Source organism: Plesiocystis pacifica SIR-1 (assembly GCF_000170895.1).
GTDB lineage: Bacteria > Myxococcota_A > Polyangia > Nannocystales > Nannocystaceae > Plesiocystis > Plesiocystis pacifica.
Window position 1 is genome coordinate 88,775 of sequence record NZ_ABCS01000024.1, and the last position, 25,110, is coordinate 113,884.

Consider the following 25,110-nt stretch of genomic DNA (forward strand, 5'->3'; position numbering starts at 1 on the left):
CCCTCGTTTTGGGGCGCTCAACTGGGCCAGCCGGCGACCGTGGTCTCCATGCGCGCGCGCTCGATGGCCACGTCGGCCCAGTTCTCCGGGGCCTGGGCGAGGGCTTCGAGGGCCGCGGCGGCGACGGCTCGGGCGCCCTCGGGCCCCTCGTAGCGCGCGTTGGCGGCGAGGGCTTCGGCGTAAGCGAAGATCAGGTTGGCGCGCTCGACGGGATCGTCGATGCGCTCGCGGACGGCGTAGGCCCGGGCGCCGGCCTCGACGGCGCGGGCGGGCTGTTGGCTGTCGAGGTGAAAGCGAGTCAGCGCGCCGAGGGCGAAGGAGCACTCTTCGTCCCGGAGCGAGCGCCCGTCGCCCTGGGCGCGGTCGAGGCGGGCCTGGGCGCTGTCGAGCTCGGCCTTGCGGGCCTGGGCCGCGCACAGCTCGAAGGCCCGGTCAAAGCGCAGCTGGGCCTGCTCGCGCTGCCCGAGGGCGGCCTCGGCCCGGGCAAGGTCGACGACGCGCTCGACGTAGCGCGGGTGGTCCTCGCCGTAGGTGACCCGGGCGACGTTGGCCCCGCGCTCGAACAGGCGCAGGGCCTCGTCGGGCCGATCGAGGCCGAGGTTGAGCTTGCCGAGGTTGCCGAGCACCAGCGCGACCCACTGATGGTTGGGGTCGAGGGTCTCGAAGATGCGCAGCGCCCGGGTCTGCACGGCGATGGACTCCTCCATCTTGCCCAGCCGGCCGATCACGTTGCCGAGGTTGAGCAGGGCCAGGCCGACGCGGTGGTGGTCCGGGCCGAGGGCGGCCTCGGTGACCGCGACGGATCGGCGCAGGTGCGGCTCGGCCTCCTGGTGACGCTCGAGCCGGCGCAGCACCGCGCCGTAGTTGGACAGGAACTGGCCGAGCTGGCTGAGGTCGCGCTGGTCCTCGGGCAGGGCGTCGATCTGCGCGATGAGGCTCTCGAGCTCGAGCACGGCCTGGTCGAGCTGGCCCGCGCGGACCAGGGTCACGGCGAGGCCGTTTTGGGCGTGGAGCAGGCTGGGGTGCCCGGGCGGGTAGATGCGCCGGGCCATGTCGAAGGCCGTGTGCTGCAGGGCCAGGGCTCGCTCGCCGTCGAGGTCGCTGAGGTTGCCCGAGAGCGTGACCAGGGCGCGCACGGCCTCGGGGTGGTCGGGGCCGTAGATGGCCTTGGCCAGGTTGAGCGCGGCCTCGGAGGCCTCGGCGGCCTCGGCGGCCTTGCCCTGCATGTCGAGCAGGTCGGCCTGGAGGTTGTACCAGCGCAGCCAGGTGGGGTGCTGATCGCCGAGCACCTCGTCGATGCGCGCGCGCGCGGCCTCGAGCTCGCGCTCGACGGCCTCCGGCTGATCGGCCATGAGGTGCAGGTGCGCGCGCTCCATGGTCAGCTCGACGACGAGCTCGGGCGGCGACTCGAGGCGCTCGACGAACAGCGCCGAGAACTCGTGCCACACCCAGGCGACCTCGATGGCGTCGCGCTGGCGGGCGATGGCGGACAGGCCCTGGCTGGCGCGCAGGGCCGTGGGCAAGTCGTCGCGGGTCCCGGCCGAGCGCAGCACCGCGCGAAAGCCCGCCTCGGCCTCGTCGTCGTGGTTCAGGGCCAGATCGAGCTCGGCCGCGAGCACCTGCGCCTCGTCGTGGAGGGAAGGGCAGGTGCGCAGGGCGGGGCGGGCGAGCAGCGCCTGGGCCGCGGCGGCGCCGTCTTGGTAGAGGCCGGCGTGGTCGAGGGCGCGGACCCGGTGCAGCGCGCCGTGGAGCTCGGCGCCGCAGCCTTCGCCGGACACGAGGGCGCCGACCCCCGCGTCGACCTGCTCGCGGGCGTCCTCGCGGCAGGTGCTCGGGTCGGGCAGGGCGTCGGCGGTGGCGAGGGCGTGGGCGGCCACGCCGGGGCGCTCGGCGGCCTCTTCGAAGATCGCGAGCACGGCCTCGAAGGCGGCGAGCTGGTCGTCGAGGCAGCGGCGCTCGGCCGCGGCCACGCGCCCGCTGCGATCGACGGGCGCCCGCTCGTCGGCCGCGCGCCCGCTCCCGTGCGCCATGCACAGCTCGCGCCGCGTTCGACCCCAGCGCTGCGTCCAGCCCTCGAAGGCGGCCTCGACCCGCTCGGCGTGGGCGGCCGCGTAGTGCTCCCCGCCGGCCTCGAGGGCGCGGCGCAGGTCGGCGCGGCGGCTCGACCAGGCCGCCGCGGCGCCCTCGGCCGTGGCGTCGCAGGCCCTGGCCCGGCGCTGCTCGACCCCCCACGCGCCCAGCCCCACGCCGGTGACCAGGGCCAGGCTCAGGCCCGCGCTGATCACCGCCCGACGGCGACGCCGACGGCGGAGCCAGGGGTCGTCGGCGAGGGCCTCGAGCAGGGCCTCCATCGACGGCCAGCGCGCGGCGGGGTCGTGGCTGAGGCCGCGCTCGACGATGGCGTCGACCCAGCCGGGGACCTCCCGGGCGCGGGCCGAGGACGGACGGGGGCGGCGCTCGTCGAGGGCCAGGGCCTGGACCCGGGCCTTGATGTCGTCGCCGCAAAAGGGCGGCTCGGCGTAGAGGGCCTCGTAGAGCGCGATGCAAAACGAGAACTGGTCGCTGCGCCCGTCGATGGCGTCGCCCCGGAGCTGCTCTGGGGCCATGTAGGCGGGCGTGCCCATGGCCGCGCCCGCTCGGGTGACCCGCAGGGCGAGGGCGCGGCCGACCCTCGAGCCCGAGCTCGAGGTGCTCGCCAACATCCCGCCCCCGGTGCTTCGGGTCCCGCGCAGCTCCTGGCTCGAGCGACCGGACGCGTTGGACGAAGACGCGTCGGAGGAGGGCGCGTCCGCGACCGGCCCCGTCGGCACGTTGGCCCGGGGCTGGACCCGGCGCGAGCCCGAGCTGGAGCCCGCCTCGGCCTCCTCGACCGCGCTCGCGCGCATCGCCGCCCCGGAGTCGCCGAGGCTCTCGAGGGCCCGGGCGCTCGCGCGGACCAACCCAAAGTCCGTGACCTTGGGGACGCCGTCGAGGCCGATGAGCACGTTCGCGGGCTTGAAGTCGCGGTGGATGAGGTCCGCGGCGTGGGCCGCCGCGAGGCCCCGGCCCGCGGCGATGAACAGCTTGACGATCTCCCGCCAGCTGCGCTCGGTCTGCTCGAGCCAGTCCTCGAGGGTCCCGCCGGCGATGTACTCCATGGCCACGAAGGTCTCGCTGCCGAAGCGGCCGACGTCGTAGACCGCGGCGACGTTGGGGTGCGAGACCCGAGCCATGGCCTGGGCCTCGCGCAGCAGCCGGACCTGGGAGTGGTCGGCGCTGCGCGAGTGCAGCAGCTTGATGGCGACCTGGCGCTCGAGCTCGGGGTCCTCGGCGAGGAAGACCGTGCCCATGCCTCCGACGCCGAGGCGATCGAGCAGGCGGTAGCGCCCGACCATGGGGTCGGCCGGCTCGTCGTCGAGGCCGTCGGCGTCGTCGTGGGTCGCCTGGGGATCGAAGAGAAGTTCGCCCTCTCCCGGCCTCCGCGCCGCGTCGGCCTCGCAGACCGTATCGAGCAGCTGGTCGTCCCCGGGCACGATGCATGTGTAGACTAGACCAGGCGAGCGACGCCATGGCTGAATCGACGCACGATGCAATCCCCGCGCAGGCCCGAGCCTTCGCCATCGAGCACCACGGCGACCAGCGCTACGGAGACGGGCCCTACGTCACGCACCTCGACGAGGTCGCGGAGCTGATCCGAGCGCAGCTCGGAGGGGGAGCCGGCGACGCGTTGCTGCGCACGGTCGCCTACCTCCACGATGTGGTCGAGGACACGCCGGTCACCGCCACGCAGGTCGCCGAGCGCTTCGGGGCTGTGGTCGCGGGGGCCGTCGAGCTCCTCAGCGATCCCCCTGGGGCCAACCGCAAGCAGCGAAAGGCGGCCCTCCACGCCCGCTTTGAGCGGACCTCTCCCGAGGACGCCGCGGGCCGGGCGGCGCTGATCGTCAAGGCCGCGGATCGTCTGGCCAACGTCCGCGCCTGCGTGGCAAATGGTGACGCGCGATTGGCGATGTACGCCGACGAGCACCCCGCCTTTCGTGGGGCCGTCCACCGCCCGGGACTGTGCGACGCGGTGTGGTCCGAACTGGACGCTCTCGTTGCGCGCTGAATCGGTGGCGGCAGCCTCGGACTGCCTGGACTGGTAGCCCGGACGGGCGAGGTCTCGGTGATAAGCTGACCAGCATGCGGATGCGTCGGTGGCCGAGCAGTCTCCCCACTCCGGGTCGGGTCCTCCTGCTTCCCCTGGCCGCGGCGCTGGCCGTGAGCGCCGCCGCGCCGGCCCTGGCTGCGCCGCCCCTCGATGAGGAGGGAGAACTCGCTGCGCCAGACCCCGCGGTCTTGAACGCGCGCGCGGTCGACCGCGGCCTCGCGCCGGGCAGCCTGCGTTACGCCGCCGTGGCGCACAGCCCCGCGGGGGTCTGGGTGGGAGCCGGGTCCGAGCTCGCCGAGCGGCGGAGCCTCGCGCTCCACGGCCTGCCGGTGCGCGGCGCCTTCGAGACGGTCTGGCGGTCTCGGGCGGGGGCGGGAGCGGGCACGAGCGTAGAGCGCGTGATCGCGGCGCGCTACCCCGAGGCCCCGCCGCAGCTGCTTCCTTCGCAGGCCCGCCTCGACGCCGAGCAGGCCGCAGCCCAGCTCGCGCCCCAGCTGCTCCCCGCGCAGCGCGAGGGCATCGAGGCCACGCTGGTCTACCTGCTGATCCTCGATCGCCCCGTGCTGGCCTGGGAGCTCGACGTGCCCCTGAGCCACGGCGACGCCAACGGGGGAGCGCCCGCGAGCCGCCCGCGGGCCTGGGTCAGCGCCGCGACCGGGCGGGTGCTCGCCGTCGAGGACCAGGTCTTCTTCATCAACGAGGCCGAGGTCTACACCATCAACCCCGTGGACACGCCGGCGCCCGAGCTGGTCACCCTCGAGAACCTCGACCCCGAGCCCGAGCCGTGGGAGGAGGGCATGACCCTGCCCGAGGGCAATTTCCTCACGGGCAACCGCCTGCGGGTGTTCAACTGCATCGACGAGGAGCCCGGCGTGTTCGCGCCGTGGCGCCAGGACGAGGAGTGCTTCCCCACCCAGCAGGTCCAGGCCGACGCCGAGGGCGACTTCTTCGTGCCCGTGCCCGACGTGACCCTGAGCGAGGACAACCTCGACGCCCAGGACCTCTACGCCGAGCTGTCGATGTACTACCACGCCGAAAAATTCTTCGGCGAGCTCGAGGCCCGGGGCGTCGAGGGCTTCCCCTGCGAGGTCTCGAACATGGTCGCCAACTTCCACTGGCTGACCCCGGCCCCGGACTACCCGGAGCTGTCCTTTGGGCCCTACAACAACGCCTACTACTCGGGCAACTGCGACATCGCCAGCGGCCCGACCATGCTCTTTGGCCAGGGCGCCGCGGTCGACTTCGCCTTTGACGGCGACGTCGTCTACCACGAGCTCGGCCACGGCATCGTCCACCTGCTGACCCCCGAGGGCCTGCGCAGCTACCACACCCGGGCCGACGGGGTGCTGCGCGACGCGAGGGCGCTCAACGAGTCCATCGCCGACTACCACTCGATGATGATCACGGACCTGGCCGAGCTCGGGGACTACGTCGGCTTTTACTGGCCCGAGTTCGACCGCGCGTGGATCCGCAGCGCCGAGAACGACAACGTCTGCCCCCGGGACATGGCCGGGCAAGAGCACAACGACAGCGCCCCGTTCACGGCGGCGCTGTGGGAGGCCCGCCAGGCCCTGGGCGGCGACAAGCTCGACGCGGTCGTGCTCGGGGCCCTGCCGCTGCTGCCGGGGGACGCGACCCTCGAGCAGGCCAGCGCCGCGCTGCTCGAGATCGCCGACGCGGGGGTCGCCGCGGGCACTTGGAGCGCGGGCGAGCGCGACGAGCTCGAGGCCATCCTCGACGGCCGCGGGGTCGTCGACTGCCCGCGGGTGGTCGAGACCGACATCCTCGACGAGCTCGAGGACCCGCCCTTTTTGTACCTGCGCAACAAGAGCGACGGCGTCTCGCCCTTTTGGCCCGGGCCCGTGCAGTACCGCCACGTCGTCCCCGAGGGCTCGGACAACCTGCTCATCGACTTCGAGCTGTCCGCCAAGGGCAACTCGGCGGGGCAGCCGGTCAACACCGACCTCGACACCACCGTGGTCATCAAGCGCAGCAGCGTGTCCGAGGACGCGCCCGTGAGCTTCACCTACACCCTGACCAGCCTCGGCAGCCAAGACGGCGAGGGCTCCGACGTCGACGAGGTCACCTGGGTGCAGGGCGACTGGGACGAGATGTACGAGACCACGCGCCTGGGCGAGCGCCGGCGGCAGATCCTGATCCGCGGCCTCGAGGTCGGGGAGGTCGTGCACGTGGCCTTCGTCAATCCCGAGCGCGACATCGCGGTCGTGCGCGAGCTCTTCCTCGGCAGCATCGACAGCGACATCCTCGACGAGGGCAGCCCCAACGCCGACGCCGACGACCCGAGCGTCGAGGACGGTGCTTCTTGCGCTTGCGCGGCGGGCGGGGAGGACGGTAAGCCAGGAGCGCTGGCGCTCGGGCTCCTCGTTTTGGTGGGCCTGGGGACGGCTCCGGGAGTTTCCGGCCGTCGACGCCGTCGGCGTTCCCCGCGGTGACCGAGACCTCCACAGCTTCTCCCCCACAGCCCGAAGCGAGCCCCGAAGCGGAGCGCCGCCCGGGCCTCGCCGCGCGCGCGCTCGACTGGTGGCTCGAGCGCGAGGGCGCGCGGCGCTTTTGCAACCTGCTGTTCTCCGCGCTGCTGATGGCGACCATGGTGTTCGCCGCCACGCCGCGGGATCGCCTGCCCGAGTCGACCCACGCGCGGCGCACCGAGCTGAGCAAGGCCATGCGCAAGATCTCGCTCAGCCAGACCTGGAAGATGTATGCGCCCAACGCCGCGCGCAGCCACAACTTCATCGAGGTCGTCGCCCACGACAGCGAGGGCAACTACTGGGTCGTCGAGGAGGAGCAGGCGATGGTCGACTGGGGCACGGCGTGGTTTTGGAAGCGCGACCGCCGGTCGATCTGGCAGCACACGACCACGCGCAAGCCCAAGCAGACCAACCGCAACCGGACCTGGTACATGCGCGGGATTTGTCTGCGGGAAGCTCGCAAGGGCCGGGAGGTCCGGCGCGTGGAGATGTTTCGGTTGTTCCGGCGGATCCGCAAGCCCTCGCGGGTGCGCGACGGGGCGGAGGTGCTCGGGCCCGTCAAGCGGCTGAAGATGCAGGACACCAGCTGCCGGGTGGAGGTCATCAAGCGGATGGTCGCCGAGGACCGGAGCGTGGAGGCGCGGCGGTGACGGAGGCGCGGTCAGGCTGGGACTTCACCGAGTGGCTGGTGGGCATCATCGGCCGCCTCGCTGGGGACGAGGACCCGCTCACCCTCGGCGTCGCCCGGGCCGTGATCGCGGGGGTGCTGCTGGTCTCGGCGCTGTGCCACATCGGCGCCGTGGCCGAGTACTTCAGCGACGAGTCCATGCTCTACGGTCGCTTCGCGGCCCTGGCCTTCCCCAGCCGGCGCTCGATCTTCTTCGACATCGGCGACCCCTGGGCCGTGCGCGCCATCTTCGGCGTGGGCGTCGTCGCGCTGGCGCTGTGGTGCGTCGGCCTGTTCACGCGGGTCAGCGGCTTCGTCGGCATGTTCGTGTGGATCAGCCTCTACGGCCGCAACCCGCTGCTCTACGCCTACCCCGACCAGCTCGCCATGGTGCTCGGCTTTTTGCTGCTGTGGATGCCGGCGGGGCGGGGCTTCTCCCTGGACGCGCGCTGGCGCGGCCTGGGCGGGCCGGTGCCGCTGTGGTGCCGGCGGGTGCTCCAGCTCCAGCTGGCGATCTTGTACGTGGCGACGGGCTACGAAAAGACCGGCGAGACCTGGGACCCCGACGGCACGGCCATCTATTACACCGTGGTCAACCCCTACAACCGCCACTACGACGTCGGCCAGTTCGCGGCCGCGGTCCAGCCGTGGCTGCTGCGTCCGCTGACCTTGGCGGTGCTGTGCTGGGAGCGGTGGTTCGGCTACTTCGTGCTCCTCCACTGGGCCTACGAGGCCCTCGGCCGCCGGCTGCCGGCGTGGGGAGAGCGCGCCCGAGAGGGGCGCCCGGGCTGGCCGCTGCCCGATCTGCGCTGGGTGTTCCTGGGCTTCGGCGCGGCCATGCACCTGGGCATCCAGCTCTCGGTCTACGTCGTGCTGTTCTCGCCCCTGGTGGTCGGGACCTACGTGTGCTTCTTGACCGGCGACGACCTGCGCGGGCTCGTCGGCGGGCTGCGTCGACTGCTGCATGGGCTGGGCCGACGACTGCTCGGCCGCGGCTCCGAAGCGCCTCCGGATCCCGTACCATCGTCCGAGTGACGCAACCGGTCCAGGTCCAGCCTGAGCTCGACCCCGGCGATCGCGCGCCGGCGGGCCCCGGGGAGCGGGTGGCCTTCGCCCTCGCCGTTGTCGCCTTGCTGGCCACGCACATGCTGGCCTTCGAGCAGGGCGAGCACGGGTTGGTGCTCGGCTGGATGCCCCGGGACCTGGCCTACCGGGTCGCGTGGATGCTGGCCGCGGCGGGCGTGGTGTTCTGGATGACGGCCCGGCTGTGGCCCAACCACGAATAGAGCAGCGATGGCCGAGTACGGGATCCACGTCGCGGTCGTCGTCGCCTACTTCCTCGTGGTCTTGGGGATCGGCGCGGCGGCCTTTCGCCAGTCCGAGACCACGGCGGAGGACTACTTCCTGGGCGGGCGCACGGCCAAGACCGTGGTCCTGTTCATGGCCCTGTTCGGGACCAACGTCACCCCCTTCGTGCTCATGGGCATCCCGGGCCTGGCCTACCACCACGGCGTCGGCGTGTTCGGGCTCAACGCGGCGATCGTGGTCCTGGGCATCCCGCTGACCTTTTGGCTCATCGGCTACCCGGCGTGGATCGCCGCCAAGCGCACGGGCGCGGTGACCCCGGCCGAGCTCTACGTGCGCCGCTTCGGCGTGCGCTGGATCGGCTACCTGATGTTCGCGGTGTTCTTCGCTTACACCGTGCCCTACATGGTCACGGCCGTGGCCGGGGTGGGCATCGCCGCCGACACCCTCAGCGGCGGGGCCCTGGGCTACGCGCCCGCGACCGGGGGCATCCTGGTCATCACCTTGCTGTACACGAGCCTCGGGGGCATGCGCGCGACGATGTGGACCAACGTGTTCCAGGGCGCGGTCTTCCTGGGCTTCACGCTGCTCGCCTTCTTCCTGATCGGCGACCGCCTCGGCGACCAGGTCGGCCTCGGGGCGGACGGCCTGCGCGGGCTGATGACCCGCATCCACGCCGACAACCCGCGCCTGTTCGAGGTCCCGCGCGAGGGCCCCTTCGCCCCGGGCGAGTGGGCCTCGTGGGCCCTGGCCATCGCCCTGACCGTCATCGCCTTCCCGCACATGATGGTCCGCATCTTCGCGGCCAAGGACGTCGAGGCCCTCAAGAACGCCTGCCGCTACTACCCCCTGGCGATGATCCTGCTGTGGGTCCCGGCCGTGCTGTTCGGCGTCTGGGCCACGGTCGAGCACCCGGGCCTGGTCGGCAAGGAGTCCGACGCGGTGTTCCCGATGTTGATCTTCGACCACCTCGGGCCCGTGCTTCAAGGCCTCGCCCTCGCGGGCATCCTCGCCGCCGTGATGTCGACCCTCGACGCCCAGCTGCTCACGCTCTCGTCGATGCTGACCCGCGACGTGCTGCCGGCGGGCCTCGACGAGCGCCGCCAGGTCCAGCTCGGCCGGGTCTTCCTCGTGCTCGTGGCCGGGCTGACCTGGGCCGTGGTGCTCGCGCGGCCAGCCTCCATCTTCAAGATCGCCAAGCTGAGCTTCTCGGGCTACGTGACCTTGGTGCCGACCCTGTTCCTGGGCCTGCGCTGGCGCCGGTTCACGGTCGCCGGGGCGGCGAGCTCGATCGTGCTGGGCAACGCCGTGCTGCTGCTGACCTGGCTCGAGGTGGTGCCCAAGGCGGCGCAGCTGGGCCTGTTGCCGGTCGCCTGGGGCTTGCTCGCGGCCATCGCCGGGGCGGTGGCCGGGTCGCTGCTGAGCCCGCCGACGAGCCCGAGCGTGGCCGAGGCCGTGCTCGGCCCCGTCCGCGAGGCGACGACTACTCCCAGCCCATGAGCTCGGGCAGGCGGTGGACCGGCGGCGCGCCGTGGCTCAAGGCCGCGGCGTGGAAGTCGAGCAGCGAGAAGTTGGGTCGGGCCTCGGCGCGCTCGCGCAGCCGGAACCAGGCCGTGGCGCCGACGAAGTAGGTCGAGAGCTGGGCCGAGGTCAGCTGCGCCCGGACCCACTTGCCCTCGGCCTCGCCGCGCTCTTGGAAGGAGCGCTCGACCATGAGCTCGATGGCCTGCTCGCGGCTCATGCTGCCCGCGTGAATCTCGTGGTCGAGGATCGCGTTGGTGACCGTGCGCAGGTAGAACTTGAGGCCGTGGAGGCGGATGGCCTTGGCGCGCAGGGCCGGGTCGGTCTGCACGGTCCACAGCGCCCGCGACACGCCCTTGGGCCGCTTGTCGGACTTGGGGTCGGGCCCCGCGCCCGCGTAGCCCGCCTCGACCATGACCCGCTCGGTGTAGACGGCCCAGCCCTCGACGAAGGCCCCGTTGGGGAACACCCGGCGGACCTTCGAGGGCTCGCGCTTGCCCCAATAAAGCTGCACGAAGTGGCCGGGGATGGCCTCGTGGATCGAGAGGATCTCGAGCATGAAGCTGTTGTATTCGCGCAGGAAAGATTCGCGCAGCTCCGCGCCCCAGCTCGCCGGGAGCGGCTGGACCAGGTAGAAGCTCGGCAGCCCGGGGGTGTCGGCGTCGAGGGGGGCGGGGGCGGCCAGGCCCGCGATCGCGACGCCCTGGGCGTGGGGCGGCGTCCAGATGACCTCGAGGACCTCGCGCTCGTCCATGGGCACGAGCTCGCCCTCGCGCACGAAGCGGTCGAGGCGCTCGAGGTTGGCCTCGGCGGCGTCGCGCAGGTCCTCGGGCCTGGGGTGGTCGGCGGCGAGCTCGGCCAGCACGGCGCGGACGATGGCGTCGTCGTCGGAGCCCACGCGGGCCAGGGCGCGCTCGCCAAACATGGCCGCGTAGAGCTCGCGGGACAGCTTGGCCATGTCCCGGCGCACGCGCTCGTGCTCGGCCGCGGCGAGGGTCACGAGCTCGTCGGCGGTCAGGTCCGACTGCAGGGTGAGGGCGAGCTTGGTGGCGAAGGCCTCGGCGCCCAGGCGCCACTGGCCCTCGGCCCGCGGCAGGGCGTCGCGCAGCTGGTTCTCGAGCTCGGTCAGGGCGGCCAGGGCCGGGCCGCGGGCGGCCTCGAAGCGGGCGTGGACCTCGCTGGCGTCGTCGAGGGCCGCGGTCCGCTCGGGGATGGTGACCTCGATGAGCTCGCGGACGCCCCCGAGCTGGGTGACGGCGACCTCGGCGTGGGGGCGGCGGATGGCCTTGGCGTCGGACAGGTTGGCGCGGGCCTGGGCGAGGAGCTCGGGCAGGCCCTCGAGGCGCTCGGCCAGGTCGGCCGCGCGCTCTTCGAGGGGCGCGAAGTCCCGGGACAGCAGGTCGTCGAGGCCCATGGAGATGAGCGTGCTGTAGGCCAGGGGGTCGTTGACCCAGCGCCGCTCGACCTCGGCCTCGAAGCGGGCGAGCTCGAGCTGGTTGCGGATCGTGTCGAGCTCGATGCGGCCCTCGGGGCCGAGGGCCTCGCGGGGGATGGCCGCGAGCTCGTCGAGGCGCAGCTCGACCCAGGCGTCGGTCTCGGTCCGGCCCTCGGCGGACAGGTCGGGCCAGCGCCCGTCGTGCTGGTGCTCGCCCGAGGCCGTGGCGATCACGGGGTGGCGGGCGAAGTAGTCGGCGAGGAAGTCCTCGGCGAACTCCTCGAGCATGCGCTGGGGGTCCTGGACCCGGCCGATCGCCACGTCGGAGGTCGGCGGCGGCTTGGCCGGGGGCGGCGGGCTGGTGACCGGCGCGCAGCCCAGGCCCAGGCTCAAGCCCAGGCTCAAGTTCAGCAGGGCCCCGAAGGCCCCCACCTCGAGCAGGCGAGGGCGGCTCACGAGCTGATCATCTCCGGCGGCATGTGGCCGGTCTCGTTGAAGGAGATCAGCGCCGTCGCGTCGCCCGGGAATACGCGCAGCTCGGTCACCGACGCGTGGTCGATGGCGATCTGCATCCACGACTCGTAGGGCAGGCCGAGGGTGTGGGCGAGCAGGTAGCGGATCAGGTTGCCGTGGATGAACAGCAGGTAGGTCGCGGGCTTGGTGCTGGCCTTGAAGAAGCGGGCGACGATGCGCGCGACCTGGCGCGAGACGATCTCGCGGTCTTCGTCGGTGGTCACCGGCAAGGTCGGGTGGCTCGAGCGCCCGTCCGGGAGGGCCCGGACCAGGGGGATGGCCTCGTGCAGGTAGCTCTTGACCCGGACGCGATCGAGGCCGAGCTCGTGGGCCGCGATCTCGGCGGTCTGGAGGGCGCGCGGCCAGGGGCTCGAGTACACGCCCTCGAGCTCGCCGTCGAAGTGGGCGAGCAGGCGGTCGAGGCGTCGGGCCGTGCGCGCGGCCTGGCGCCGGCCGAGTGCCGACAGCCCCCAGACCGTGTCGCCGAGGTTGTCGACGCGATCGTAGTGGCCGTGGCGGATGAGCAAGAGCCGACGGGCGGGGACTTCGGGCTCGGGTTCCCAGGCCAAGATGCCATGCTGCGGTCCACCGTCCTTGCTCATCCAATGGTTGGTAACACAGACTTGCCCGCTCTCCCGAGCTGGGCCATGGTCGACCGATGGTGGCCCCGCGCGAGCCCGGTGCATGGAGCGACCCCCGCGCAGGCCAGGGTCGGATCTGGGGTCGGATCTGGGGTCGCGCGCTGGGCTTGGCGCTAGCGAGCGCGGTGGCGCTGTCGGGCTGCTCCGGCACGGCCAACCCCGGGGGCTTCGAGGACGACGGGGAGGAGAGCGAGACCGAGAGCCCGCCGCTCCCAGACCTGCCCCAGCCCGAGTGCAGCCCGACCAAGCTCGACGCCTGCGACGAGGGCTTCAAGTGCAGCTACGTCGTCGACGCGCTCGGGCCCACGAACCGCTGCGTACCGATCTTGGGCGACAAGCAGGCGGGCGAGGGCTGCGAGCAGATCGAGGACTCCGACGACTGCGACCTCGGGCACCTGTGCTGGGGCACCGAGGCCGACGGCAGCGCGGGCATCTGCGTGGCCTTTTGCACGGTCCAGCTCAGCTGCGGAGACGAGGACCACGTGTGCTCGATGTCGACCAACGACTTGCTGCCGCTGTGCCTCGAGCGTTGCCATCCCCTGGACGCGGATCCGGGCTGCCCCGAAGGGTGGGGCTGCTACCCGGACCCGGACAAGCGCTGGAGCTGTGATCGTGATCGCTCGGGCGAGGCCGGCGTGCACGGGGATCCCTGCGAGTGCCTCAACTGCTGCGACCCGGGCCTGATGTGCGCGGCCGGCAAGCTCGTCGACGCGGAGGGCTGCGGGGAGGGGGGCGCGGTGGGTTGCTGCGCGCAGATCTGCGATCGCATGGACGGCATGCCCCTCGACGACGCGTGCCCCACGGAGAGCGAGAGCTGCCGGGCCTTCTACTCGCAAAACAACCTGCTCTTGGGATATGAGCAGGTCGGTATCTGCGAGCTTTGAGTAGGTCGGTATTTGCGAGCTATGAAACGCAGATGCCAACCTGCTCGGTGAGCAGATTGGCATCTGGGAGCTTTCGCTCGAAGGGGGGCGCAGCGCTCAGTCGAAGATGAACTCGACGGCCTCGCCGGTGCGGGCGTCGAGGACCACGGTGTCCTCGGGCCCCTCGACCCGCCAGACCAAACGGTCGCTGCTGGGATCGACGCTCAGCTGAGCGGAGTTGCTGGCAGCGTCGCCGTCGACCCACCAGGCGCCTTCGGCTCGCGCGTCCTCGATGTCGAGGAGGCCGCCGACGACCTCGCCGGCCTGGATGACCGTGTGGCTCGACTCGGTGCTGGTGAGGAGCTGCGGGTTCAGCGTGAGCGTGGAGATCGCACCAAACGCGGCGATGAGGGCAGCCTGAATGTCGCGACGAAGACGGTTCATGGAGCTTCCGTTTCTCAAATGTAACATGCCCGAACTGTTTCGGACTCAAAAATTTTGTGGAGAAGTCGAGCTGCGAAAAGGGCGCGAAAGCTGGACACGCGCCGCTTCCTCCGTCGCCGTCCCATCGCGAGGCTCGCCGATGGGTTGGGTTCGATCGCTCGAAGATTCGAGTGAGGAATTTTGGGCCAGCTGTCGCGAAAGCGACGGCAAGCCAGAGGATCAACCTATCACGAAATGTGGTCGCTGGCTGCTCGGCCCTGCGATTTTTTTCGCCGCTCGGCCGGGCGGTCGGCTCAGTGAAAGTCGCGGCTGCGCAAGGACTGTTCGTCGAGCTCGAGGGTGGCCTTTGGTCCAAGGACCAGCGGCGACTCGGAGGGGTCCCACAGCGCGTCGGCGATCAGGTGGGTGACCCCTTCGGCACGCTGCACGCGACCGTCGACGCCGATCAACACGGCCGTCCGCGCGAGCACGTTGTGGGCCTCGAAGACCTGCTTCCAGATCACCAGGTTCACGAAGCCGGTCTCGTCCTCGAGGGTGCAAAAGGTGACGCCGCTGGCCGTTCCCGGGCGCTGGCGGCAGATCACCAGCCCGACGTAGCGGACCTTTCGCCCGGTGGGGAGGGCGGCGAGTTGTTCGGCGTGGGGCACCCTCGCGCGGCGCAGGCGGGCGCGCAGCTGCTCGAGGGGGTGGCCGCGGGTGCTGTGAAAGCTGGTCCGGTAGTCCCAGGCGACGGCCTCGTGACGATCGAGGCGGGGGAAGGCGGGCTGGTGGGCCGCGGCCTCGCCGAGGCTGAGGCGATCGTCGGCGCGGACCAGGGCGCCGCGCACGGCCCAGGAGGCGTCGCGGCGCGTGCTCGTGCGGTCGGCCAGGGGCCGCGGGGCGCGGTCGAAGGCCTCGAGGGCGCCGGCCTCGGCGAGCAGGGTGAGGCTCTTTTTGGGCAGCCTGGTGTCGCGCACGAAGTCGTCGAGGTCGCGCCACGCGGGCCTGCCTGGGTTCTTGCCCGAGTTCTTGGCCAGGCGCGCGCGTCGGGCCGCGACGACGGCCGCGGCGTCCTTGTGGGCCAGGCCCTTGATCCACCGCAGGCCCATGCGCATCGCCCAGCGCGAGCACGGGTCCGGCCCGCCGGCGCCCTCGAGCTTGCGCGGCTCGAGCAGGCAGTCCCAGTCGCTGCTCCGCACGTCGATGGGCCGGACCTCGACGCCGTGGCGGCGCGCGTCCTCGACGAGGGTGGCCACGGAGTAAAAGCCCATGGGCTGGGAGTTGAGCAGGGCGCAGCTGAACGCGGGCATGTGGTGGGCGCGGAGCCAGGCCGTGACCCACGCGATGAGAGCGAAGGAAGCGGCGTGGCTCTCGGGGAAGCCGTACTCGCCGAAGCCCTTGATCTGCTGGAAGACCCGCTCGGCGAACTCGCGCTCGATGCCGTTGGCCATCATCCGGCTGACCAGGCGCTGCTCGTGGGCCTCGATGCGCCCGCTCGATCGCCACGCGCCCATGTCCCGGCGCAGCTGGTCGGCCTCGCCGGGGGTGTAGTCGGCGACGGCGATGGCCAGCTTCATGACCTGCTCTTGGAAGATGGGCACGCCGCAGGTCTTGGCGAGCACGCGCTCGAGCTTGGGGTGGGGGAACTCGATGGGCTCGTGGCCCTGACGCCGGCGCAGGTAGGGGTGGACCATGTCGCCCTGGATGGGCCCGGGGCGGACGATGGCGACCTCGATGACCAGGTCGTAGAAGCAGCGCGGGCGCAGGCGCGGGAGCATGGCCATCTGCGCCCGGCTCTCGACCTGGAACACGCCCACGGTGTCGCCCCGGCACAATAGGTCGAAGGTCGGCGTGTCCTCGTAGGGGATCGTGGCCATGTCGAGGTCCACGCCCTCGTGGGCGCCGATCAGATCGAGGCAGCGGCGCACGTGGCTGAGCGCGCCGAGGCCGAGCAGGTCGACCTTGAACAGGCCCAGGTCCTCGACGTCGTACTTGTCCCACTGGATCACCGTGCGGCCCTCCATGGACGCGGGCTCGATGGGCACCATGGAGTCGACGGGGTCGCTGCCGAGCAGGAAGCCGCCGGGGTGGATGGACAGGTGGCGGGGGAAGTCGAGGAGCTCGGTGCTCAGGCGGATGAGGTGCTCGTGGATGGGGTGCTCGGGGTCCAGGCCGACGGTGCGCAGCAGCTCGGGGTCGACGGAGCCCCCGTGGTAGTGGTGGCCCAGGAGCTTGGACACGCGGTCGAGGCAGGTCTGGGGCAGGCCCAAGACCTTGCCGACCTCGCGCACGGCAGAGCGGGCGCGGTAGCGGATCACGTTGGCGACCATGGCCGCGTGGCGCCGGCCCCAGCGGGCGTAGACCCACTGGATGACCTCTTCGCGGCGCTCGTGCTCGATGTCGAGGTCGATGTCCGGGGGCTCGGCGCGCTCGCGGCTCAAGAAGCGCTCGAACAATAGGTCCATGCGCACCGGATCGATGGCGGTGATGCCCAGGCAGTAGCAGACCGCGCTGTTGGCCGCGCTGCCCCGGCCCTGGCACAAGATCCCCTCCCGCCGGCAAAACTCGACGATCTCCTTCATGGTCAGGAAGTAGCCGCCGTAGTCGAGCTCGGCGATCAGGCTCAGCTCGCGCTCGAGCTGGGCCGTGACCTCGGGGGGGATGCGATCGGCGTAGCGGGTGCGGGCGCCGGCGAAGGTCAGCTCGCGCAGGTGGTCGCCCTCGCTGCGCCCGGCGGGCAGGGTCTCGCCGGGGTAGACGTAGCGCAGCTGATCGAGGGAGAAGCTGCAGCGCTCGGCGATCTCGAGGCTGCGATCGAGGAGCTCGGGGCAGTCGGCGAAGCGCTCGCGCATGGCGACGATGCTGTCGAGGGCGTGCTCGGCGTTGCCCTGGATGGCCTGCCCGGCCTCGCGCAGGGTCGCCCCGGCGCGCACGCAGGCGAGCACGTCCTGGAGCGGACGCCGGGCGCTGCGGTGGTAGAGGACGTCCGTCGAGCCGACGCAGGCCACGCCCACGTGCTGGGCCGCGGCGCGCAGCTTGTCCTCGAGGGCGAGCTCCTCGGCCCGGCGGTGGCGGGTGACCAGGGCGTAGACGCGGTCGCGCCCCCAGGCCTCGGCGAGCAGGGGGAGGTGCTGGGGATCGCGGACCAGGGCGATGAGCCCGGCCCCGGGGCGGGCGTGCATGGAGCGGGCGGGGGAGTTGGCCGCCTCGCCGTAGACGCCCGTGCCCGCCTCGCCGGCGAGCTCGTCGAGGGTCAGCCGCGCCTGGCCCTTGGGTCCGCGGCCGTGGGCGATGGACAGCAGTCGGCACAGGCGCGCCCAGCCGTCGCGGTCCTCGGCGAGGACGGTGACCCGGGAGCCCTCGCCGAGCTCTGGCGGGGGCTTGCGACCGCGACCGCGACCGCGACCCCGGCTGCTCCTGCGGTTTTGCTGGGCGCGGCGGGGCGTGGGCGAGGTCAGCATCAGCTGCTCGGGCAGCGAGCCCAGGCTCAGCTCGGCCCCGAGCAGGAGCTTGAGGTTGACCTCCTTGGCCGCCATGTGGGCCCGCACGACGCCGTGGACCCCGTCGCGGTCGCACAGGCCGAGGGCCGGCAGGCCCAGCTCGGCCGCGGTCTCGACCAGCTCGCTGGGGTGACTCGCTCCTTCGAGGAAGGAGAAGTTGCTCTTGACCGTGAGGGGGACGTAGGGGCGCACTGGACCGGATCAGGGAGACTGGACCCGTGTTCAGTCTCTGTGACCCAAAGCCCCGGGACTACTGGGCTAGTGGTCGGTTTACGCCCCACCCGAGGGCGAGGTGAGGGGGCTGCGCAGCTCAGCCGCGTCAGCCGATGGGCGGCGGGAGGGTGTCGCAAGACTCGACGATGGTGTCGAGGGCTTCGTCGAGGGCCCCGCTCAGATCGCCGAGGCAGATGTCGCCCTGGACCCCGTTGGCGACCGAGGTCGTGAACGCGTGGAGGATGGGCGCCGCCGTGGCGTCGCCGAAGGCCGAGCTGCACCCGCCCACGGCCGGGCCCGAGATGTTGACGATGACGTAGCGCTCCGCGCCCTCGGCGAACTGGTCGAGGATGGCCTGGGTCTGGGCGGGCGTGGTCGTGGTGTTCTGGACGTCGTCGTCCTCGTCGGTCAGCAGCACGATGACCAGCAAGGACTCGGCGCCGCGGTAAAAGCCCTCGTTGACCCCGCCCGGCCCCGCCTTGTCGACGAAGTATTCGATCGCGTCGAGGGGCCGCTCCTTGCCGATGTCCGAGCAGTTGTTGCAGTCGCTCTTGGGCTGCTCGGCGGCGCAGGTGAAGGACTCGGTCACGCCCGGGGCGGGGCCGTCGATCCACAGCTTGCCCATGAAGTTGCAGTCCGGGAAGAAGAAGCCGTCGCCGACGGCGGGGAACAGCTCGCCGTCGAGGCCGAAGGTCGCCTGGCCGTCGGCGTTGTCGACGATGGTCGAGTTGGTCAGGCCCAGGCGGTAGCCCAGCGCGGCCGTCTGGGGGTCGGCGACGTAGTCGTCGAGGACCTGGACGAAGGCCGGGAAGTTGGCGTTGAGGTTGGCCTTCTCCTCGTTCATCGAGGCCGAGATGTCGACGACGAAGAGCACGTCGATGGACTCGCAGCCCTCGCTCCCGCCGACGCCGTCGTCGACGGTGTCCGGGGGCAGGGTGTCGAGCTTGGGCCCGGACTCGCTCTCGTCCTCGGCCTCGGCCTCGTCGCTGCTGTCTCCGCCCCCGCTGCTGCCCTCCGAGTCCGTCGTCGAGGTGCCCTCGTCGTCCATCTCCTCGCTGCCGATCTCGTCGGCCGCGTCGCCCGTGAAGATGCTGCCGGCGTCGTTGTCTGGGGCGCACGCGGAGGTGAGGGGGAGCAGCGCGAGGCCGAGCAGGGCGAAGGGGAGGGTGCGGCGACGGTCCATCTCGACCTCGGGTTGGCCGCGCGTGTTTGGGATTGTTGGTCGATGTTTGCTCGGGGTTCGAAGCGCGAGCTGGGTCACCGAGGAGGCGGCGTGCGAGGGGCTCGGGGGCGCGAGCGTCGAAGGATTCGTTATGCTCTGGAGAATGGGTGCGGCGGCCTCTTTGGCGTGGTGGCTGGTGGTTGCGCCTGCTCCTGCACCTGCTCCCGCGCGGGAGTCCACCGAAGACCCGGGCCTCGAGCTGCGCTGGGAGGGGGAGGGCGGCTGCGAGGACCCGGACGCCCTGCGGGCTGCTCTGCGTGGCTATCAGCTCGAGCCGGCCCACGAGCGGATCGCCGTGGGCATCGACGTGCAGCCCGTGGACGGGGGCTGGGCCGTCCGCCTGGACATGGACCTGGCCGACGAGGGCGTCGAGCGCAGCTTCTGGGCCGAGAGCTGCGAGCTGGCGATCGAGGCGGCGGCGCTGATGATCGCGGTGACCCTCGACCCGGTCGGGGTCTACGGCGAGCTCGACGACACAGAGGCGGCGACGGCCGAAAGTGAGGCGCCCGAGGTCGAGGCGCCCGAGGTCGAGGTGCCCGAAGTCGAAGCGCCCGAGCCCGAGCCCGAGCCCGAGCCCGAGCCCGAGCCTCCTCCAAGCCGCGTCGGCTTCGTCGCGACCCTCGCCGCGCGCGGGGCCCTCGGGCCCCTGCCGGGGATCAACGCCGAGCTGTTTGGGAGCGCGGGCGCGCGCGTGGGTCTGGCCCGCGTCGAGCTCACGGGCATGGTCGGCCTGCCGCGAGAGCGCGCCGTGGACATCGCCGGCGCCCCGAGCGGGAGCGACGCGCGGGTGCGCTTGTTCGGCTGGGCCGTGGGCGCGCGCGGGTGCGGAGAGCCGCGCTTGGCCCGCGCGCCCGTGTTCTTTCCGCTGTGCCTCGGCGTCGAGCTTGGGCCGCAGACCGTCCAGGGCCTCGGGCTCCCCGTCGAGCGCCGGTCCCGGGCGCTGTGGTCGGCGGTGAACGCCGCGGCCTCGCTCAGCTGGATGGCCTCGCGCTCCGTGGGCGTGTTCGCGGGCGTCGAGGGCTGGCTGGGGCTGTCCCGGCCGCGGACCCTCGTGGACGGGGCTGGGCTGGTCCACGCGACGCCGCTGGCGGGCGTTCGCGCCCTCGTGGGCGCGGAATTTCGCTGGCCGGGGGTCGGGTCCAACAATCCCGGCGGGCGGCGGCCAAGGCAGTGACGATGGGTCGAGGGGACCGAGCCGAGGCCGCGGTGGCCGAGCGCGAGCGAGACGAGCGCCTCGCGGCGATCTACGCCGAGCACTTCGACTTCGTGTGGCGGAGCTCGCTGAGCCTCGGGGCGGCCGAGGCCGAGGCGGAGGACATCGCCCAGGACGTGTTCCTGGTCGTCCGTCGCCGCCTGCCCGACTACGACCCGAGCCGGCCGATCCGCCCGTGGCTGTTCGGCATCGTTCGCCGCGTGGCCAAGGACCGCCGGCGCAGCGCGACCCGGGCCAAACGGCGCCTGCGCCTGCTGCCCGCCGACTCCGCTCGCGGGAGCGACAACCCCGACCCCGAGCAGACCGCAGCGCGCAGCGAAGCCACGGACTTCGTCGAGGCCTTCCTGGCGACCCTGGACGAGTCGCGCCGCTCGATCTTCGTGCTGTCCGAGGCCGAGGGGCTCTCGGGCACGGAGATCGCCGAGGCCCTGGGCATCAACCGCAACACCGTCTACACCCGCCTGCGCGCGACTCGGCAGCTGTTCGCGCAGGCCATCGAGAAGCGAAGGCAATGACCATGGAAGACAAGGGCGAGCAGGGACGAGCGCTCATCGAGGCGTGGACGCAGGCGCGGACGCCCTCGGCGGAGGTGCGCGCGCGGACTTGGGAGGCGGTGCAGTCCAGGGCGGCCGTCGGTGAGCTGGGGCCCGACCTCGGCCCCGAGTCCGCGGGCGACGTTGGGGCCTCCGTGGCCACGAGCAGCTCGCCGCAGCTGGTCTTGCTGACCACCACCTTGGTCCTCGGCGTGGGCCTGGGGGCCTTCTTCGCCCTGCGCGACCGCGGGCCCCAGCTCGACCTGCGCGCGGTGGTTGCCGACGGTCGCCAGGTCAGCGCGGAGGACCTCGGGCAGCCGGAGCCGGAGGCCGATCCCGCGCCAGCGCGGGTCGAGCTTCCGCGAACGCCTTCGCCGGCGGAGCCCAGCGTTGCCCCGCCGACCGAGCCGAACTCGACGGACGAGGTCGGCGCGCTCGAGGCTGCTACTCCGGCGCCCCGGCGCACGGCCGCGCGTGTGGACGCGGACGCCAAGAAGGGCACGGAGGCCGAGCCGGCCAAGGGCGCCGACAGCCTGGCCGTCGAGATGCAGCTCCTCGGTGCTGCGCGCTCGGCCTTGAAGGCGGGCGACGTGAAGAAGGCGCTGACCAAGCTCGACGCCCACGCGCAGCGCTTCCCTCGGGGCGCCCTGGCGACGGAGCGCGAGCTGACCCGGGTCACGGCCCTGTGCGCCGCGGGACGCAGCGACGAGGCCGAGACCGTCGCGCGCCGCTTCATCGCCACCCGACCGCAGGCGGGCTACCGCAAGCGCCTGGCGGGCAGCTGCGTCGCGGACCGCCTGGGCGACTGAGCGCTGCTTTGCCCCACAGCCGCCTCGGACCGGGGGCGCTTCGTCGCTATCCGCTGTCATGGCGTTATCGGTGCGGGTGTTGTGGTGAGCGTCACAATCGACAATCGGGCAAACGCGAGAAAGCCGAGCGATGCTCGGCTTTCTGTTCGTCCTCCCCGGGAAGGGGCGGACGATCGGGTCTGCAGACCTCGGCTCAGAGACTGTGAATCATTCACAGTCTCTGTCTATTTTAGCCGTCGTGGACGACGCTACGCCCTCCCTGCCCCACGTCCACGACTCAGTTGGGGTTGCAGTAGAAGTCGACGTCGGCGGTCAGGACCTCGCCGAAGTCCGCGCAGGCCTGGCCGCACAGCTTGATCTGCGTGTTCTCCATGTTGTTGTAGATGAAGCCGCTGGTGTCCTCGCAGTCGGCGGGGTTGTCGAGCAGGTCGTACTCGATGCCGTCGACGACGACCTTGGTGTACTCGGGGAAGAAGGGCGCCTCGTCGAGGTTGATGAGGCAGCTCTTGCCGTAGGAGTCCTGGACGACCTGGTCGAGCGCAGCGCGAGCATGTCGGCGTCGTCGGCGAGGTAGTACTCCTGGCCGAAGATGCCCGAGGGCGCGCCGCCGGCCACCGCCATCTGGTTGAGCTGGTCGATGATCGGGCCGAAGATCGAGGGCGCGATGCAGACGACGTAGGTGGTGATGCCGTGGTCCTCGCGGGCGGCGGTGATGGTGCTGACGGCGGCCGCGGTGGCAGCGTCGTCGTCGTTCTCGCAGCCGATGCGGCCGTCGGTGATCAGGATGACGAACTTGTCGCCGTCGGCCTGGTAGGACTCCATGTAGTTCATGGTGTTGGTCAGCGCGAGGTTGGTCGGCGTGCCGCCGTTGACCTGCGCGAGGGGCCCGGGGATGGTCGACAGCAGCTGCGCCGCGTTGCTCAGGGCGATGGGCACGTCGGGGGTCGGCGACACGCCGCAGGCGCCGAAGCCCTGGGTCGAGAAGGTCTTCGCGCCGAAGGCGATCTGCTGGTCGGCGTCCTCGTCGACGACGCCCTCGACGGCCTCGTAGAGCGCCTGCCAGCGGGTCTTGTCGGGGTCCTGGACGTCGAAGCCGACCTCGAGCATGGAGCCCGAGCGGTCGAGGAGGAAGAGCACGTCGGGGGGCAGGGGGGCGGCCTCGCCGGACTGCTCGACGCAGGCGCCCTCGTCCTCGGTCGTGGTCTCGGTGGTCTCTTCGCCCATGGTCGTCTCGCCCATGTCGGTCTCACCGTCCATGGTCGTCTCACCGTCCATGGTCGTCTCACCGTCCATGGTCGTCTCACCGTCCATGGTCGTCTCGCCCATGTCGGCGGTCTCGCCCATGTCGGCGGTCTCGCCCATGTCGGCGGTCTCGCCCATGTCGGCGGTCTCGCCCATGTCGGCGGTCTCGCCCATGTCGGTTCCGGTCTCGCTCTCGTCGGTACCGACCTCGTCGTTGCCACCCGTCGTGGAGTCGCTCTCGCCGGTGTCCTGGTCGCCGAAGTCGTCGTTGCCGTCCTCCCCGCCGCCGCTGTCTCCGCAGGCGGTCAAGGTCAGAGATCCGGCGAGGGTGGCGGCGGAGGCGAGGATAAAGAGAGGACGGTGGGTCCGAGATGCCATGGCCAATAGTCTACCGTGCTTTGCTATCCTGCCAATGAGATCAACGCGATCAAAGCGTATGTAGTTCTAATCTGTACAGTTGGATATGTGCAGATTCGCGCAGCTCGTGCCGAGAGCACGACCTCGAACCCGCCCGATCCACCACGCGAACCCCTGCTGAAAGCACCGACGTGTATGTGGCTGTCACCCTGAATGCGCGTCGGGTGCTGCGGCGATCTGCGCAGTGGCTGGGGCGTCCGCTGGCGAGCCCGCCTTGCCCGCAGTCGCGCCAGCTTTGCGCCGCCGCGCAGCTCGACCCTTGCGGTCCTTGCCCTCCCGGCGATTGCGCTCGAGGTTGACCAGATCCTGGAAATTCAAGGATCCAACCTTACGCTTTTGACCGTCGTCCAGTTCACCGAAGAGCTCGGACAGCGCGTCTGTGCGGGCCGCTTTGACGTCTCCGCCATCAAACATCTGCAGGATGGGCGCGAGCTCGATCTGCTCGAGGGGCATGCCCGGGACGTAGCCCTGGTCGTTGCCGAGGGCGACGATGATGCCGGCTCGTTCGAGGGTGTCGGCGAGGGCGACGATCGGGGCCAGGCCCAGGTCGAAGCGCTCGTTGAGCTCGTCGGGGGTCAACCCGACGCTGCGTTGGGCCGGCTCCTCGTCGAGCAGACCGAGGGTCGAGCCGCCGGCCCACAGACCGCTCCGAGGCTGCGCGGCTTTCGTGCGCCGCAGCTCGGCCGCGCGATCGTAGTTGTCGGCGATGGCGAGGAGCAAACGTGCAGCGGTGCGCCCGGGAGCGGGGAGCAACCGGCGCTGCACCCGGTGACTGGGCTGGACGTAGCCTTCGCGGGCGACGGCGCTGATGTGGTGGACGACGAACGCCGTCTCGGCGCCGAGCAGCACGATCATCCAGCTCACATAGGCCCACACGATGAACACCGGGAGGATGGCCAGGGAGCCGTAGAGGCCGCGGTAGGTGCTGATGGCGACGAGGCTCAGGTACTGACCAAAAGCGATCTTTCCAAACTCGAACAGCGCCGCCGACAACAGCCCGCCGATCACGGCGGCGCGCCAGCGGACGTTGACGTTGGGTAGGAAGCGGTTGAGCAGGATCAGGCCGATGCTCGTGGTCACGACCGGCGTCACCACCCACGCGCTGACCTGCGCGAGCACCGGCTGGGCGAGGCTGTAGAAGATGATGATCGGCCCCAGCGTGGCCAAGGTGTAGAACATCGTGAACTTGGCGACGATGGTCCGCGACTTGGAGATGCGCCAGATGTCGTTGACCGTGTTCTCGAGGGTCGAGAAGGCCATGTAGGCGAGGACCACGATGACCAGCAGGCCCCAGCTGCCGAGCTCCTGGAGGTTCACGGCCTCGGCCAGGCGCACGACGGTGTCGCCGATCTCGCTGGCTTGCGTGGAGTCGGGGCCGAGGGCGGTCGCGGCCAGCTCGACGAAGGTCGAGCCGAAGGTCGGATCGATCTTGCTCATGAAGAACAAGATCACGCCCGCGGCCGGCACGATCGAGAACAGGGTCTGGAGCGTGAGGCTCGACGCCAGCGAGGGGCTGCGGTCGGTGACCAGCCAGCGCCGCAGCGTGTAGGTGATCAGCAGCCAGATGCGTCGACCCGGCTTGGGGTCGTGCTCCGGCTCCGTGGGCAGCAGCCAGTTCTGGACCCGCGTCAGCCGCGAACGCAGGTTGTGAGCGGCCTGGAACTCCACCGCGGGCACTCTAACTCAGAGACTGTGATTGAATCACAGTCTCTGTCTATTTTAGCCGTCGTGGACGACGCCACGCCCTCCCTGCCCCACGTCCCTGACTATTTTAGCCGTCGTGGACGACGCCACGCCCTCCCTGCCCCACGTCCACGACTCAGAGGGTCGGCCAAAACGAGTTTTGCCCGACCCTCTGTCTATTTTAGCCGTCGTGGACGACGCCACGCCCTCCCTGCCCCACGTCCCTGACTATTTTAGCCGTCGTGGACGACGCCACGCCCTCCCTGCCCCACGTCCACGACTCAGCCGTCGTGGA

Annotated in this window: 18 protein-coding genes; 10 read left to right on the plus strand and 8 right to left on the minus strand. The window is 71.4% G+C overall.

The window, feature by feature from the left end; genetic code table 11:
* Positions 1-17: 17 nt before the first annotated feature.
* Entirely contained in the window at positions 18-3,512 is a 3,495-nt protein-coding gene (locus tag PPSIR1_RS14855; RefSeq protein ID WP_006971896.1) for a serine/threonine-protein kinase, read from the minus strand.
* Positions 3,513-3,547: 35 nt separating this feature from the next.
* Between PPSIR1_RS14855 and PPSIR1_RS14860 the strand changes: the two genes are divergently transcribed.
* The 6 genes from PPSIR1_RS14860 (at position 3,548) to PPSIR1_RS14885 (ending at position 10,087) form a co-directional block, all read left to right on the plus strand.
* Positions 3,548-4,084: an HD domain-containing protein gene (locus PPSIR1_RS14860; RefSeq protein WP_006971897.1), complete on the plus strand. Its 537-nt coding sequence runs from the start codon at positions 3,548-3,550 to the stop codon at positions 4,082-4,084.
* Between the two features lie 74 nt (positions 4,085-4,158).
* Positions 4,159-6,579 (plus strand): gluzincin family metallopeptidase, encoded by a 2,421-nt coding sequence (locus tag PPSIR1_RS14865; protein WP_157595562.1) that lies wholly within the window; start codon positions 4,159-4,161, stop codon positions 6,577-6,579.
* Positions 6,576-7,265: a hypothetical protein gene (locus PPSIR1_RS14870; protein ID WP_006971899.1), complete on the plus strand. Its 690-nt coding sequence runs from the start codon at positions 6,576-6,578 to the stop codon at positions 7,263-7,265. Before PPSIR1_RS14865 ends, PPSIR1_RS14870 begins: the two co-directional genes overlap by 4 nt.
* Entirely contained in the window at positions 7,262-8,317 is a 1,056-nt protein-coding gene (locus PPSIR1_RS14875) for an HTTM domain-containing protein (RefSeq protein WP_006971900.1), read from the plus strand. Before PPSIR1_RS14870 ends, PPSIR1_RS14875 begins: the two co-directional genes overlap by 4 nt.
* A complete protein-coding gene (locus PPSIR1_RS14880) occupies positions 8,314-8,568 on the plus strand; it encodes a hypothetical protein (RefSeq protein WP_006971901.1) in 255 nt (84 codons plus the stop codon). Before PPSIR1_RS14875 ends, PPSIR1_RS14880 begins: the two co-directional genes overlap by 4 nt.
* Before the next feature lie 7 nt (positions 8,569-8,575).
* Positions 8,576-10,087: a sodium:solute symporter family protein gene (locus PPSIR1_RS14885; RefSeq protein WP_006971902.1), complete on the plus strand. Its 1,512-nt coding sequence runs from the start codon at positions 8,576-8,578 to the stop codon at positions 10,085-10,087.
* On the opposite strand, the gene PPSIR1_RS14890 is transcribed toward PPSIR1_RS14885, so the two are convergent.
* Both PPSIR1_RS14890 and PPSIR1_RS14895 read right to left on the minus strand, forming a co-directional pair.
* The gene (locus PPSIR1_RS14890; RefSeq protein ID WP_006971903.1) at positions 10,071-11,999 is read right to left on the minus strand and encodes a DUF885 domain-containing protein; all 1,929 of its coding nucleotides are present in this window, start codon (positions 11,997-11,999) and stop codon (positions 10,071-10,073) included. The two genes, PPSIR1_RS14885 and PPSIR1_RS14890, sit on opposite strands and share 17 nt — an antisense overlap.
* A complete protein-coding gene (locus PPSIR1_RS14895) occupies positions 11,996-12,658 on the minus strand; it encodes a histidine phosphatase family protein (protein ID WP_045116027.1) in 663 nt (220 codons plus the stop codon). Before PPSIR1_RS14895 ends, PPSIR1_RS14890 begins: the two co-directional genes overlap by 4 nt.
* A gap of 56 nt (positions 12,659-12,714) precedes the next feature.
* On the opposite strand from PPSIR1_RS14895, the gene PPSIR1_RS14900 reads away from it, so the two are divergent.
* Complete coding sequence (locus tag PPSIR1_RS14900; protein WP_157595563.1) at positions 12,715-13,581, plus strand: hypothetical protein; 867 nt, start codon at positions 12,715-12,717, stop codon at positions 13,579-13,581.
* A 96-nt stretch (positions 13,582-13,677) separates the two neighbouring features.
* Here PPSIR1_RS14900 and PPSIR1_RS14905 read toward each other — a convergent pair whose 3' ends face one another.
* The 3 genes from PPSIR1_RS14905 to PPSIR1_RS14915 form a co-directional block, all read right to left on the minus strand.
* The gene (locus PPSIR1_RS14905; protein WP_006971906.1) at positions 13,678-14,004 is read right to left on the minus strand and encodes a hypothetical protein; all 327 of its coding nucleotides are present in this window, start codon (positions 14,002-14,004) and stop codon (positions 13,678-13,680) included.
* Between the two features lie 293 nt (positions 14,005-14,297).
* A complete protein-coding gene (locus tag PPSIR1_RS14910) occupies positions 14,298-17,675 on the minus strand; it encodes an error-prone DNA polymerase (protein ID WP_006971907.1) in 3,378 nt (1,125 codons plus the stop codon).
* A gap of 127 nt (positions 17,676-17,802) precedes the next feature.
* The gene (locus PPSIR1_RS14915; protein ID WP_006971908.1) at positions 17,803-18,879 is read right to left on the minus strand and encodes a hypothetical protein; all 1,077 of its coding nucleotides are present in this window, start codon (positions 18,877-18,879) and stop codon (positions 17,803-17,805) included.
* A gap of 142 nt (positions 18,880-19,021) precedes the next feature.
* Between PPSIR1_RS14915 and PPSIR1_RS14920 the strand changes: the two genes are divergently transcribed.
* Genes PPSIR1_RS14920 through PPSIR1_RS14930 form a run of 3 tightly spaced genes read left to right on the plus strand, consistent with a single transcriptional unit; the run spans position 19,022 to position 21,473 of the window.
* Positions 19,022-20,092: a hypothetical protein gene (locus tag PPSIR1_RS14920; RefSeq protein WP_157595564.1), complete on the plus strand. Its 1,071-nt coding sequence runs from the start codon at positions 19,022-19,024 to the stop codon at positions 20,090-20,092.
* Between the two features lie 2 nt (positions 20,093-20,094).
* Positions 20,095-20,646, plus strand: coding sequence for an RNA polymerase sigma factor (locus tag PPSIR1_RS14925; protein ID WP_053335368.1), 552 nt, complete (start codon positions 20,095-20,097; stop codon positions 20,644-20,646).
* Entirely contained in the window at positions 20,643-21,473 is an 831-nt protein-coding gene (locus PPSIR1_RS14930) for an outer membrane protein assembly factor BamD (RefSeq protein ID WP_006971911.1), read from the plus strand. The genes PPSIR1_RS14925 and PPSIR1_RS14930 overlap by 4 nt, the downstream gene beginning before the upstream one ends.
* A 312-nt stretch (positions 21,474-21,785) precedes the next feature.
* On the opposite strand, the gene PPSIR1_RS42745 is transcribed toward PPSIR1_RS14930, so the two are convergent.
* Both PPSIR1_RS42745 and PPSIR1_RS14940 read right to left on the minus strand, forming a co-directional pair.
* The gene (locus PPSIR1_RS42745) at positions 21,786-23,093 is read right to left on the minus strand and encodes a vWA domain-containing protein (protein WP_006971913.1); all 1,308 of its coding nucleotides are present in this window, start codon (positions 23,091-23,093) and stop codon (positions 21,786-21,788) included.
* Positions 23,094-23,276: 183 nt separating this feature from the next.
* Positions 23,277-24,800 carry a YihY/virulence factor BrkB family protein gene (locus PPSIR1_RS14940; RefSeq protein ID WP_006971914.1) on the minus strand — a complete coding sequence of 508 codons (1,524 nt, stop codon included), beginning with the start codon at positions 24,798-24,800 and terminating at the stop codon, positions 23,277-23,279.
* Positions 24,801-25,110 lie beyond the last annotated feature (310 nt).

Coding starts and splice junctions, on each gene's coding strand:
- PPSIR1_RS14900 (WP_157595563.1), top strand. CDS start 12,715: ATGGTGGCCCCGCGCGAGCCCGGTGCATGGAGCGACCCCCGCGCAGGC.
- PPSIR1_RS14930 (WP_006971911.1), top strand. CDS start 20,643: ATGACCATGGAAGACAAGGGCGAGCAGGGACGAGCGCTCATCGAGGCG.
- PPSIR1_RS14860 (WP_006971897.1), top strand. CDS start 3,548: ATGGCTGAATCGACGCACGATGCAATCCCCGCGCAGGCCCGAGCCTTC.
- PPSIR1_RS14905 (WP_006971906.1), bottom strand. CDS start 14,004: ATGAACCGTCTTCGTCGCGACATTCAGGCTGCCCTCATCGCCGCGTTT.
- PPSIR1_RS14885 (WP_006971902.1), top strand. CDS start 8,576: ATGGCCGAGTACGGGATCCACGTCGCGGTCGTCGTCGCCTACTTCCTC.
- PPSIR1_RS14865 (WP_157595562.1), top strand. CDS start 4,159: ATGCGGATGCGTCGGTGGCCGAGCAGTCTCCCCACTCCGGGTCGGGTC.
- PPSIR1_RS14920 (WP_157595564.1), top strand. CDS start 19,022: ATGGGTGCGGCGGCCTCTTTGGCGTGGTGGCTGGTGGTTGCGCCTGCT.
- PPSIR1_RS14915 (WP_006971908.1), bottom strand. CDS start 18,879: ATGGACCGTCGCCGCACCCTCCCCTTCGCCCTGCTCGGCCTCGCGCTG.
- PPSIR1_RS42745 (WP_006971913.1), bottom strand. CDS start 23,093: ATGGCATCTCGGACCCACCGTCCTCTCTTTATCCTCGCCTCCGCCGCC.
- PPSIR1_RS14925 (WP_053335368.1), top strand. CDS start 20,095: ATGGGTCGAGGGGACCGAGCCGAGGCCGCGGTGGCCGAGCGCGAGCGA.
- PPSIR1_RS14895 (WP_045116027.1), bottom strand. CDS start 12,658: ATGAGCAAGGACGGTGGACCGCAGCATGGCATCTTGGCCTGGGAACCC.